The 13,321-nt window shown below is 48.0% G+C and carries 7 protein-coding genes; all 7 read left to right on the top strand.

What is annotated here, in order from left to right; all coding sequences use genetic code 11:
* Positions 1-7 precede the first annotated feature (7 nt).
* Positions 8-4,099 carry a DNA-directed RNA polymerase subunit beta gene (gene rpoB / locus NGM44_RS03705; RefSeq protein ID WP_253224303.1) on the top strand — a complete coding sequence of 1,364 codons (4,092 nt, stop codon included), beginning with the start codon at positions 8-10 and terminating at the stop codon, positions 4,097-4,099.
* 82 nt (positions 4,100-4,181) lie between these two features.
* Entirely contained in the window at positions 4,182-8,417 is a 4,236-nt protein-coding gene (gene rpoC / locus NGM44_RS03700) for a DNA-directed RNA polymerase subunit beta' (RefSeq protein ID WP_253224302.1), read from the top strand.
* A gap of 182 nt (positions 8,418-8,599) precedes the next feature.
* Positions 8,600-9,826 (top strand): phosphoglycerate dehydrogenase, encoded by a 1,227-nt coding sequence (gene serA, locus NGM44_RS03695; RefSeq protein ID WP_078318068.1) that lies wholly within the window; start codon positions 8,600-8,602, stop codon positions 9,824-9,826.
* Positions 9,827-9,942: 116 nt separating this feature from the next.
* Entirely contained in the window at positions 9,943-10,359 is a 417-nt protein-coding gene (locus NGM44_RS03690) for a hypothetical protein (protein ID WP_253224301.1), read from the top strand.
* A gap of 325 nt (positions 10,360-10,684) precedes the next feature.
* Positions 10,685-10,897 (top strand): cold-shock protein, encoded by a 213-nt coding sequence (locus NGM44_RS03685; protein ID WP_078254876.1) that lies wholly within the window; start codon positions 10,685-10,687, stop codon positions 10,895-10,897.
* Between the two features lie 73 nt (positions 10,898-10,970).
* A complete protein-coding gene (locus NGM44_RS03680; RefSeq protein ID WP_253224300.1) occupies positions 10,971-12,773 on the top strand; it encodes a DUF2157 domain-containing protein in 1,803 nt (600 codons plus the stop codon).
* The gene (locus NGM44_RS03675; protein WP_253224299.1) at positions 12,770-13,288 is read left to right on the top strand and encodes a GDYXXLXY domain-containing protein; all 519 of its coding nucleotides are present in this window, start codon (positions 12,770-12,772) and stop codon (positions 13,286-13,288) included. Before NGM44_RS03680 ends, NGM44_RS03675 begins: the two co-directional genes overlap by 4 nt.
* The last annotated feature ends 33 nt before the right edge of the window (positions 13,289-13,321 follow it).

Here is a 13,321-nt window from a genome sequence, read left to right as displayed (position 1 = left end):
AATCTTAATGGCATATTCTTATACCGAAAAGAAACGCATTCGTAAAAGTTTTTCAAGGCTCCCTGATGTCATGGATGTGCCGTATCTGCTCGCCATCCAAGTGGATTCTTATGAGCAATTTTTGCAAGAGCACAAAAAGCCTAAGGCGCGTGCCAATGTCGGCTTGCAAGCGGCGTTTTCTTCGATTTTCCCAATCGAAAGCCATTCTGGTAATGCGCAGCTGCAGTTTGTTGAATATTATTTAGGCGAGCCTGAGTTCGATGAGCGTGAGTGCATCATGCGTGGCTCGACTTTCGCAGCACCATTGCGCGTGAAAATTCGCCTTGTCATCAAAGACAAAGAAAATAAAACCGCCATCAAAGATGTCCGCGAACAAAGCGTCTATATGGGCGAAATCCCATTGATGACTGACAACGGCACTTTCATCATCAACGGTACTGAGCGTGTCATCGTATCGCAGCTGCATCGTTCACCGGGTGTGTTCTTCGATCACGACAAGGGTAAATCACATTCAAGCGGTAAAGTGCTGTACAATGCACGCATCATTCCTTACCGTGGTTCATGGTTAGATTTCGAATTTGATGTAAAAGACCTAGTATATGCGCGTATCGACCGCCGTCGTAAGCTACTTGCGACCATCATTCTGCGCGCGATCGGCATGGATACACAGCAAATCCTTGATGCATTCTTTGAAAAAGTAGAAGTGTTCAAAGGTTCAGAATCATTTGAAATTGAACTGATTGCTGATCGTCTAAAAGGTGAGATGGCACAGTTTGACATCGTATCACCAGATGGTAAAGTGATCGTCGAACAAGGTCAGCGTATCAACGCGCGCCGCATCAAGCAAATCGTTGAGTCTGGCATGACCAAGCTTGCTGTACCTGATGAGTACCTGTATGAGCGCATCATCGGTGAAGACATCGTCGTTAATGATGAAGTCATCGTTCGTGCCAACAGCCTAATCGATCATGACACGCTGGTGAAATTGGCTGAGAAAAATGTTCAGTCGTTCAAAATCTTATTTACCAATGACATCGATCATGGTTCATTCATCGCCGATACTTTGCGCGCGGACACTGTCTTGACACGCGAAGAAGCATTGATTGAAATTTATAAAGTTATGCGTCCAGGTGAGCCACCAACGCTAGAAACCGCTGAAAAGCTATTTGAATCAATGTTCTTTAGCCAAGAGCGCTATGATCTATCAAATGTCGGTCGTATGAAGTTTAACCGCCGTCTAGGCCGTGATTTTGTTGATACTGATGATATCGATGTACAGCGTGAGCAAGGCGTTCTATCTAATGCCGACATCGTTGATGTACTAAAAGAGCTGATTGAGATTCGCAACGGTCGTGGCGAAGTCGATGACATTGACCACTTGGGTAACCGCCGTATCCGCTCAGTGGGTGAGATGACCGAAAACCAATTCCGCATTGGTTTGGCTCGTGTTGAGCGTGCAGTAAAAGAGCGCCTAACGACAGCAGATTCTGACAATCTATCGCCACAAGATTTGATCAACTCAAAACCAGTTGCGGCAGCCATTAAAGAATTCTTTGGCTCAAGCCAGCTGTCTCAGTTCATGGACCAAAACAACCCATTGTCTGAGATTACTCATAAGCGTCGTGTATCAGCGCTTGGCCCAGGTGGCTTGACCCGTGAGCGTGCAGGCTTTGAAGTGCGTGACGTACATACCACGCATTATGGTCGTGTGTGTCCGATTGAAACGCCTGAAGGTCCAAACATTGGTTTGATCAACTCATTGGCGGTATTTGCCAAAACCAATAACTTCGGTTTCCTAGAAACGCCATATCGCCGCGTTATCGACGGTCGCGTAACCGATGAGATTGATTATGTCTCAGCGATCGAAGAAGTGGGCATGGTGATTGCACAGGCTGACTCGCCGATGAACGAAAATGGCGAGCTGACCGAAGAGATGGTCATGGTGCGTTATCATGGCGAATCGGTGCGTATGAGCGCGGATAAAGTGACTCATATGGATGTTTCGCCACGCCAAGTTGTCTCAGTGGCAGCAAGCTTGATTCCATTCCTTGAGCATGACGATGCGAACCGTGCATTGATGGGTTCGAACATGCAGCGTCAGGCTGTACCTACTTTGCGTTCAGACAAGCCATTGGTGGGTACTGGTATGGAACGCCATGTTGCTCGTGACTCAGGCGTGTGTGTGGTTGCTAAGCGTGGCGGTGTGATTGAAGAAGTTGATGCCAGCCGTATCATCGTGCGTGTCAATGAAAGTGAGATGACTGCTGGTGAAGCGGGTATTGATATCTATAACTTGATCAAATACACTCGTTCAAACCAAAACACCTGTATCAACCAACGCGTCATCGTCAATGAAGGCGACCAAATTGCGCGTGGCGATATCCTAGCGGACGGCCCATCGACTGACCTAGGCGAGTTGGCGCTTGGTCAAAATATGCGCGTGGCGTTCATGCCTTGGAATGGCTACAACTTCGAAGACTCCATCTTGCTATCTGAGCGTGTGGTACAAGAAGATCGTTTCACTACCATTCACATCCAAGAGCTGACTTGTGTGGCGCGTGATACCAAGCTCGGCCCTGAAGAAATCACTGGCGATATTCCAAACGTTGGTGAAGCAGCACTTGCTAACCTTGACGAAGCGGGTATCGTGTATATCGGTGCTGAAGTGGATGCAGGCGATATCTTGGTGGGTAAAGTCACACCAAAAGGCGAAAGCCAATTGACACCAGAAGAAAAGCTGCTTCGTGCAATCTTCGGTGAAAAAGCGGCAGATGTCAAAGATACATCACTGCGTGTACCATCATCAACCAAGGGTACCGTCATCGATGTACAAGTCTTCACCCGTGATGGTCTAGAAAAAGACAGTCGTGCTAAGTCTATCGAAAAAGCGATGCTGGATAATTACCGCAAAGACTTAAAAGAAGAGTTGGTGATTTTTGAAGCAGCGGCAAAAGGCCGTATCCTAAGCCTGCTTGACGGCAAAAAGGTTTCAGGCGGTGCAGGCTTTAAGGCAGGTACTGTATTGGCACTTGCTGATATCGAGAACCTACCGCTAGAAACTTTGCTTGACATTCAGCCTGCTGAAGAAGAAGTATCAGAGCGTCTGGGTCAAATCGCTGAATTCCTAAGCGATAAGCAAAAAGATATCGACAACAAATTTGCTGAGAAAAAACGTAAATTGACCCAAGGCGATGATTTGGCACATGGTGTCCAAAAAATCGTTAAGGTGTATTTGGCTGTCAAGCGTCGCATTCAGCCTGGTGATAAGATGGCAGGTCGTCATGGTAACAAGGGTGTTGTCTCGCGCATCATGCCTGTAGAAGATATGCCTTATGACGAAAACGGCAAGCCGGTGGATATCGTACTAAACCCACTGGGCGTACCATCGCGTATGAACATCGGTCAGGTACTTGAGACGCATCTAGGTATGGCGGCAAAAGGCTTGGGCGATAAGATTGATGGTATGCTACGTGCCCAAGCAAGCATCGCTGAGCTGCGTGATTTCTTGGATAAGATCTATAACAAAGTTGGCGGTGAGCAAGTTGATCTAGACAGCTTGTCTGATGAAGATTTGCTGGCATTGGCTCAAAACTTGCGCGCAGGCGTACCAATGGGTACTGCGGTCTTTGATGGTGCTAAAGAAACCCAAATCAAAGAGCTACTAAGCCTAGCAGGTCTATCGACCACAGGTCAGCAAACCTTGTATGACGGCCGTACTGGTAAGAAATTTGACCGTCCTGTGACTGTCGGCTATATGTATATGCTGAAGCTGAACCACTTGGTAGATGATAAGATGCACGCGCGTTCGACTGGTTCGTACTCGCTAGTCACTCAGCAACCACTTGGTGGTAAAGCGCAGTTCGGTGGTCAGCGTTTCGGTGAGATGGAAGTCTGGGCACTAGAAGCGTATGGCGCAACTTATACACTTCAAGAGATGCTGACAGTCAAGTCGGACGATGTCGAAGGCCGTACCCGTATGTATAAGAACATCGTTGATGGTGAACAATACATGAACCCAGGTATGCCAGAGTCGTTCAATGTCTTGACCAAAGAGATTCGCTCGCTGGGTATTAACATTGACTTAAAAGAAAAGAAATAAGTCAGCCAAGACCAAAATTTGCCTAGCCATCGCACATGGTGGCTAGGTGTCAGAATTACGACGAATACAATGGAGAAACCTTTTGAAAGATTTATTAGATATCATGAAAGGCCCTGCTGACAGTGGTGCAAGAGAATTTGACAGCATTCAAATCTCGCTTGCGTCGCCTGAAGCGATCAAATCTTGGTCACACGGTGAAGTGAAAAAGCCAGAAACGATTAACTATCGTACCTTTAAGCCTGAGCGTGATGGTCTGTTTTGTGCTAAAATCTTTGGCCCTGTCAAAGACTTTGAGTGCTTGTGTGGCAAATACAAGCGCCGCAAGTTCCAAGGCATCATCTGCGAAAAATGTGGCGTTGAAGTCACTGCTGCTAAGGTTCGCCGTGAGCGCATGGGGCATATCGAATTGGCAAGCCCAGTTGCGCACATTTGGTTCTTAAAATCACTGCCAAGCCGCATCGGTCTATTGCTTGACATCACCTTGCGTGATATTGAGCGTGTGCTATATTTTGAAAGCTACATCGTCACCGATCCTGGCATGACCAGCCTTGAAAAATATCAGCTGCTTGACGATGAAGAATACTTTACTGCGCTTGAGCAATATGGTGATGAATTCGTTGCGAAGATGGGTGCTGAAGCGGTACAAGACCTACTGCGTGACATCGATGTCGATGGCGAAATCGATGAGCTGCGCCAAGCTATTCCACAAACTGGCTCAGAAACCAAGCTGAAAAAAATGGCAAAACGCCTACAGCTGCTTGAGTCATTCCGCGAATCAGGCAACAAGCCTGAGTGGATGGTAATGACTGTTCTGCCAGTTCTACCACCTGATCTGCGTCCACTTGTACCGCTAGAAGGGGGTCGTTTTGCGACTTCGGATCTGAACGATCTGTATCGCCGTGTGATCAACCGTAACAACCGTTTGAAGCGTCTGCTTGAGCTGAACGCGCCTGACATCATCGTGCGTAACGAAAAGCGTATGCTACAAGAAGCGGTCGATGCACTGCTTGATAACGGTCGCCGTGGTCGTGCGATCACTGGTTCTAATAAGCGTCCGCTGAAATCTTTGGCAGATATGATCAAAGGTAAGCAAGGTCGTTTCCGTCAAAACCTATTGGGTAAACGCGTCGATTACTCTGGCCGTTCGGTCATCGTTGTAGGTCCGACACTACGCCTACATCAATGTGGTCTGCCAAAGAAAATGGCGCTTGAGCTATTTAAGCCATTTACTTATGCCAAATTGCTACAAAACAACATCGCAAGTACCATCAAAGCTGCCAAGAAGATGGTAGAGCGTGAAGAGCCTGCGGTGTGGGATATGCTTGCCATGGTCATCCGTGAGCATCCAGTGCTACTAAACCGTGCACCAACACTTCACCGTTTGGGTCTGCAAGCATTTGAACCAGTACTGATTGAAGGTAAAGCGATTCAGCTACACCCACTGGTCTGTGCGGCATTTAACGCCGACTTCGACGGTGACCAAATGGCGGTACACGTACCATTGACGCTAGAAGCACAGCTAGAAGCCCGTGCACTAATGATGTCAACCAACAACATTCTATCGCCTGCAAACGGTGAGCCAATCATCGTACCATCGCAAGACGTTGTTTTGGGTCTGTACTATATCAGCCGTGCCTGCGTCAATGCCAAAGGTGAAGGCATGGTGTTTAGCACCGTGAACGAAGCGTTGCGTGCGATTGGTTCTGACGATTTGTCAGTTAATGCCAAAATCAAAGTGCGTGTGGCAGAAACCATTTTGGACGAAAAAACTGGTGAAAAAACCAGCCGTACCGAAATCAAAGAAACTGTCGCTGGTCGTCTATTGATTTGGAACATCATGCCTGAAGGTATGGCATTTAGCGAATGTAATACTGAGATGACCAAGAAAAACATCTCAAAACTGCTAAACTCTTGCTACCGTAAGCTTGGTGTCAAAGAATCGGTACTGTTTGCTGACCATCTGATGTATCTAGGTTTTGCACAAGCGACGCTATCGGGCATCTCGATTGGTATGGAAGACATGGTCATTCCACCAACCAAAAAAGAAATCGTCGATGCAGCAGATGCAGAAGTGCGTGATATTGAACATCAGTTTGAGCAAGGTTTTGTGACCGCTGGTGAGCGATACAACAAAGTTGTTGATATCTGGGCACGTACATCGGATAAAATCGCTAATGCGATGATGGAAAACTTGTCAACTGACGAAGTTGTGAACCGTGATGGTGAAACTGAACGCCAAAAATCATTCAACTCAATCTACATGATGGCAGACTCTGGTGCTCGTGGTAGTGCGACACAGATTCGTCAGCTTGCAGGTATGCGTGGTCTGATGGCAAAACCAGACGGCTCGATCATCGAGACGCCAATTAAGGCGAACTTCCGTGAAGGCTTGACCGTTTTGCAGTACTTTATTTCTACGCACGGTGCGCGTAAAGGTCTTGCTGATACCGCCTTGAAAACTGCGAACTCAGGTTACTTGACTCGTCGTTTGGTTGACGTGGCACAAGACCTTGTGATTACTCAAGATGACTGTGGTACCGAAGCAGGTCAACGCATGACACCAGTCATTGACGGTGGTGAAATCGTTGAACGTCTAGGCGACCGTGTACTTGGTCGTGTCGCTGCCAAAGATGTCGTGAATGCTGATGGTGAAGTGGTCGTGGCTGCAGGCACGCTGATTGATGAGCGTTTGGTTGAGCAGCTTGATGCCAACGCCATTGATGAGGTTTATGTCCGCTCAGTTATCACCTGTGAAGCATCTCAAGGCGTGTGTGCTAAATGTTATGGCCGTGACCTAGCTCGTGGTCATCTGGTGAATATCGGTGAATCTGTGGGCGTTATGGCAGCACAGTCAATCGGTGAACCGGGTACTCAGTTGACCATGCGTACCTTCCACGTGGGTGGTGCAGCATCGGCAGCGTCTGTGGATAACAGTGTATCAGTTGGTAATACAGGTACTGTTCGTTTCCACAACATGAAAACTGTAGAGCACGTGGATGGTCATCTGGTGATTGTTTCTCGTTCAGCTGAAATCGGCGTGGCAGATGCCCAAGGCCGTGAGCGTGAACGCTATAAAGTGCCTTATGGCTCAAGCGTACTGGTGCGTGATGGCGATGCGGTAGAAGCAGGTCAAGTGATTGCTAAATGGGATCCGCATACCCATCCGATTATCACCGAATTTGCAGGTACAGCGCGCTTTAGCGACATCACCGACGGCATGACTGCGACCGTGAAGGTCGATGAAATGACCGGTGTGAGCTCGTTTGAAATCTTGGCAAGCAAAGACCGCCCAAGCATCGCCAAAGACTTGCGTCCTGCGATCATCCTTGATACTGATGATGGCAAAGAAGTGGTGTATTTCCTACCAAACGACACCATTATCCGTGTTGCCGAAGGCGAGCACGTGACTGCAGGTTCGGTGCTAGGTCGTGTTCCGCAAGCGACTTCAGGTACCAAAGATATTACCGGTGGTCTGCCACGCGTTGCTGACCTATTCGAAGCTCGTCGTCCAAAAGACCATGCAATCATGGCTGAGATGAGTGGTGTAGTGAGCTTTGGTAAAGAAACCAAGGGTAAAAACCGCTTTATCATCACCAATGAAGATGGCGATGTGCATGAAGAGCTGATTCCAAAATGGCGTCAAATCAACGTGTTTGAAGGCGAAACGGTGGAGCGTGGCGAAATCATCTCTGATGGCCCGCAAAACCCACACGATATCTTGCGCCTAAAAGGCGAAACCGCATTGGCAAACTACATTGTCAATGAAGTCCAAGAAGTTTATCGCTTACAAGGTGTTAAGATCAACGATAAGCACATCGAAGTCATTGTACGTCAGATGCTGCGTAAAGTTGAGATTATCGACGGTGGCGATTCAAGCTATTTCAAAGGCGACCAAGCTGAATACTCGAAGATTCGTGCGTTGAACGCTGAGCTGACTGCTAACAACAAGTTCCCAGTGCAGTATGAGCGTCAGCTACTTGGTATCACTAAAGCAAGTCTTGCAACCGAAAGCTTCATCTCAGCGGCATCGTTCCAAGAGACTACCCGTGTCTTGACAGCAGCTGCGGTGATGGGTAAAGTCGATGACCTAAGCGGTCTAAAAGAGAACGTCGTGGTGGGTCGCTTGATCCCAGCAGGTACTGGTTTGGCTTATCACCAAAACCGCCAACGCAAAGCCGAAAAGGCGATCAAAGAAGCGTTGCCTGTTGAAGAGCTATTGGGCGACTTGACTGCAGCAAGCACTGAGCCTGTAGCAGACCTAAGTGTCGAAGATAGCTTTGCTAAAGCCTTCGCTGATGAATTGGGTAGCCAAGAATAATGGCCCAGTAATACCAAAAGCCTGTCATGATTGATGGGCTTTTGTGTTTTTTATCCTGTGAGTTTTGTGAGTTGGGTGCGTTATTCCAAGATTTTATAAACTAATTACTTGCCCAATCTTGCAAATATTTATCAATCAGTGTATAACAGTACATTGAATTTTATCCGCCAAAGGAATCCGACATGACTTTATCTCTACACAAAGACAAGATTCGCTTTTTGTTGTTAGAAGGCGTACATGATAATGCCCTAAAGGTATTGAACGATGCTGGTTATACCAATATCGAATACATCAAATCAGCACTAGATGAAGCCGAGTTGATTGAGAAAATCAAAGATGCACACTTTATTGGTATTCGTTCACGCACTCAGCTGACTCGCAAAGTGCTCGAAAGCGCCGAAAAATTGATCGCCATCGGTTGCTTCTGCATTGGTACAAACCAAGTTGATCTAGAAGCAGCACTAGAGCTGGGTATTCCTGTATTTAACGCACCGTATTCAAACACGCGTTCTGTGGCTGAACTTGTGCTTGCTGAGACCATCATGCTGATGCGTGGCGTTCCTGAAAAAAATGCCGTCGTCCATCGTGGTGGCTGGAATAAATCAGCCAAAGACAGCTATGAAGTGCGTGGCAAAGTGATGGGCATTGTTGGTTATGGTTCTATCGGCTCGCAGCTGTCAGTACTTGCCGAAAGCTTGGGTATGAAAGTCATCTATCATGATGCTGTGACGAAATTGCCACTTGGCAATGCAGTACAAGTCGGTAGCTTAGAAGAGCTGCTTGCCAAAGCGGATGTCGTGACCTTGCACGTGCCTGATTTGCCAAGCACTCGCAATATGATGACTGCCAAAGAATTTGCACAGATGAAAGATGGTGCATTCTTTATCAATGCCGCTCGTGGTGGCTGTGTGGATATCGATGCCTTGGCTGCAGCACTTGAAAGCAAAAAAATCTTGGGCGCTGCCATCGACGTATTCCCAAAAGAGCCAAAATCAGCAGACGAAGTGTTTGAATCACCACTGCGTGCCTTTGACAATGTCATCTTGACTCCACACGTGGGCGGCTCAACCCAAGAAGCACAGGCGAACATCGGTCTTGAAGTGGGTGAGAAATTCGTTCGTTATTCCGATCAAGGCGATACGACAAGTGCGGTCAATTTCCCAAATGTCTCTATCCCATTCACCGAAGGTACGCACCGCCTATTGCACATCCATCGCAACGTCCCTGGCGTACTATCACAAATCAACGCATCGTTTGCTGATGCAGGCATCAACATTGCCGCTCAGTCATTGATGACCAAAGGCGATGTCGGCTATTTGGTCATGGATGTTGATGATAATGATTCGGACAAGGCGATGGCTCGTCTGCGTGCCGTACCTGAGACCATCCGTGTGCGTGTATTGTTCTGATTGCGTCGCCCTGTGATTGCATAAAAAGCCAAGTTGCATCGTCGATTTGGCTTTTTTGTTGGTGGCGAAAGTGGGCAGCTTTGGCTATAATAGCGATTTTGACAATTGAGATGACCATGAACCAACCGCTACTCATCACCATCTATCTGTGGGCAAGCCTAGCTGTGGCGCTGATGATTATTATCGAAAATGGACTACTACGCCGGCATGGCGGTCGCCTGCCCAATACGCCTGTGCTGATGGTGATTAGCATGGTGACGAGCATTTGGGGCTTTGTTGTGCCTGCGGCGATGTATTTTTTGCCGATTGATGGGCTGATGCGTGCAGTGCCTGTGGCGTATATTGTCTATGTGTTTGCCACTTTGGTGTATAGTTTTCGCTTGGTGCGTGGCAAGGATTTGCCCGATGACCCCAATGACATCATCATGCCGAGTGCTTATATGAATTTTTGTCAGTCGTTTGGCATTGTCTATTTGCTATTGTGTGCTGTGGTGCTGGCTTGGCATTATGGCATTATCCATCTGCCACTGTGATGCGTCATTCGCCGAGTGAATATTTTTATAAATAATTTAAGACTTTTTGAGAAAAATTTGTTATAATAATCCACATGGTATTTATGTACCAGAGTTTGATTTGTTTAGGGCATAGAATTTTCTTGGTCTAGACCAAAATGACTTTGATAACTGCAGACAGACGCAGTGGTATCAAGCGTTCTTTAGAAAGACCAGTAAGTTTCTTATTTGGATGAGTGAAGAAGTTAGGGTGATTTGCCCGTGATCCCGATCGTTTTGTAAGTTTTGCATGAATAGCATAAGTTGCGTGTTTTACGCTTTTCATCATCCAAATTAGGAAAATATTATGTCAAACAAAGTTTTAGGCACTGTTAAGTGGTTCAATGAATCAAAAGGTTTTGGCTTTATCGCTCAAGACAATGGCGGTCAAGATGTGTTCGCACATTATAGCGCCATCAAAGGTTCTGGTTTTAAGACCCTTGCTGAAGGTCAAAAAGTATCATTCATTCTAGGCGAAGGCAAAAAAGGCCCACAAGCTGAAGAAATCGAAGCAATCTAATCGCTTGGTATTGCCAAGTTGCAAATACCGCCTATAATGATTATGGGCGGTATTTTTTTATTGGAATAAACACATGGCACGCATCAAGACAACACTGGCAAAAACGCCATCAACCACCATCGCACACGCACTCATCTCACCGCAGATGACGGCGCATTTTGGGCTATTTGGCTTGGCACTCGTGGCGGTGTCATTGTTGTATCTTGTGGGGGCAAATTGGCTACTGCTGCCTAATATGGTCAAGATTGCCATTCCGATGGCGGTGCTCGTGCTGTCTGCTGTGGTGAGTCTGTGTACGGCAGGCGTGTGGATGAGTGCGCTACATACGGTGTGTGCGCTGATGGCGGGGCTGCTGCTTGCGGTGATTGGTCAGGTGTATCAGACGGGCGCAGATAGTCTGTGGCTGTTTGTACTGTGGTCGCTATTGATTGTGCCGTGGCTGTACCGTGCCAATGACGGGGTGATGGTGCTATTGATGGTGGTGTCGCAGATTGCACTGTGGCTGACGGTCGATCAGATGGCATGGGATGAGTATTGGTATCCTGCGTGGGCGATGGTGTTATTGCTTGGGGTGTGGCGAGCGTTTGGGCGGTGTCGTCTGTCGTGGCTTGTGGCGCTGGGTTTGTCGATGATTGCGGTTTATGCGGCAGGTGTTGATTGGTCTAGGCTGTCTGCGGCACAGTTGTTTTGTACGCTTATGGTGATAATCTCGCCGTGGTTATTTGCACTATGGGCAAGGGTTCGCCTGTCGGCATCTGAGCAGACGGCAAGCATTGCCATTGGTGTGGTCGGTGGGGCGTTGGCGGTGTTTGGTGCTGTGGTGATGGGTCTTGAGATACACTCTTTGCCCGTCATCACCATCTTGGCTCATGTGTGGTTTGGGGCACTTGCCTTTGGTATTTATCAGCACTTTGGGCAAAATCTTGCCAAAGTCCAAACGGCACTGCTTGCTGTCGGTGGCTGGCTAAGTAGCTTATTTGCCTTGATTTGGCTGGTGGTGGATGTGCTGATGGGTGTGTCATCGGTGTGGGTGAATGCCGTGTATGCGCTCGTCGTGCTTTTGCTTGGCTTTGGGGTGCTGATCAAATGGCAATACAGTGCCTATGCTCGCCATCTGGGTTATGCGCTCGTGGTCGTCGGTATGGGGCTTGTGGCATATACGCTATTGGATCAGCTCAAGCAAAACAGTCTATGGATGCTGATGGCGGTGCAGGCGTGTGTACTTGTGCTACTGTGGCGATGCCGTGTGCATTGGTTGTATTTGCTTGTGCATACGATGGCGTTATATCTATCGATGGTGGTGCAAAGCTTTGGGGCGTTTGATGTGGCGACGAATTATGAGCATTTACGCCCAGCAGGGGTGGTGCTGTATGCACTCGGTCTATTGCCTGTATTTTTGCTGACCCAATCAGCATGGCTGACACGGATGCAGTTGTCGTGGCGATGGGTGGCCTGTTTGGTGCTATCGGTGGTAGCGGGATTTGGGGTGTATTTTGGCGTTGCTATGCCTAAGCTTGATCATCAAGTGTTGGCAGCGTTGCCGTTATTGGTGATATTTGGTGTACTGCTTGCTCGCTTGCCGATGAGAGCAATGCTGTGGCTATCAGCGCTTGGCGTGGTAGCAGGATTTGGCTATGTGCATCTACTTGCGGTGCTGATGGTGCTTGCTGTGGCGGCCTTGCGTCGAGATTATCTGGTGTATGCACTATCTTTGGCGGTGGGTATTGGGCTGTTGTGGCTGTTTTATTATCAGCTATCAGTGCCGTTTTTGGTGAAGTTTGCCACGATTTTTGTCAGTGGTGTGTTGGTGCTGGTGATGGGTGTTATGCTTGACCGTCAAGTATCTCATCAGACTGTTAAGGGGGTGGGTGTATGAAGTTGCAACCAGTTATCATTGCCATACTGACGGTGGCTGTGGGTGCTGTGCTGATTTATCAGTATGAACAGCGGTTATCCCAAGGTCAAACGGTGTATGCCAAGCTTGCACCTGTCGATCCCAGATCGCTTGTGCAGGGCGATTATATGCAGCTTGGCTATGAGCTGTCTGGTGTAGATGCTGACAAGATAGTGACCGAGAATGATCGGTGGCGTCAAGCATGGGTACAGGTTGATGGTGATGGGCGTATCGTGAGTGCGGATTGGCAGGCATCCACCGTGCATCGTACGCCCTTAAAACTCAAATACAACGGCTGGCAATGGCATCCTGCAGTCGATAGCTTTTTGTTTGCCGAAGGTCTGGGCGATTGCTATACAGGGGCGGTATTTGCCAAATTATCCGTCACCCAAGATGGTCAAGCGATGCTTGTGGATGTCGTGGATGAGAATCTGCAAGCGTTGGACTGTGCTGATCGGGCATCATGGTGGCAAGGCGGTCTGATCGATAAGCCTTGACAGCTACTCGCCACGCTGAACCGATGATCAATA

The sequence above is a fragment of the Moraxella sp. FZFQ2102 genome (assembly GCF_024137865.1).
Lineage (GTDB): Bacteria > Pseudomonadota > Gammaproteobacteria > Pseudomonadales > Moraxellaceae > Moraxella.
The sequence above is the reverse complement of the archived record's forward strand: the minus strand, read 5'-3'. Positions and strand labels throughout refer to the sequence as shown.

Excerpts from the sequence above, each read along its gene's own strand:
- rpoB (WP_253224303.1), top strand. The coding sequence starts at position 8 with ATGGCATATTCTTATACCGAAAAGAAACGCATTCGTAAAAGTTTTTCA.
- serA (WP_078318068.1), top strand. The coding sequence starts at position 8,600 with ATGACTTTATCTCTACACAAAGACAAGATTCGCTTTTTGTTGTTAGAA.
- NGM44_RS03690 (WP_253224301.1), top strand. The coding sequence starts at position 9,943 with ATGAACCAACCGCTACTCATCACCATCTATCTGTGGGCAAGCCTAGCT.
- NGM44_RS03685 (WP_078254876.1), top strand. The coding sequence starts at position 10,685 with ATGTCAAACAAAGTTTTAGGCACTGTTAAGTGGTTCAATGAATCAAAA.
- NGM44_RS03680 (WP_253224300.1), top strand. The coding sequence starts at position 10,971 with ATGGCACGCATCAAGACAACACTGGCAAAAACGCCATCAACCACCATC.
- NGM44_RS03675 (WP_253224299.1), top strand. The coding sequence starts at position 12,770 with ATGAAGTTGCAACCAGTTATCATTGCCATACTGACGGTGGCTGTGGGT.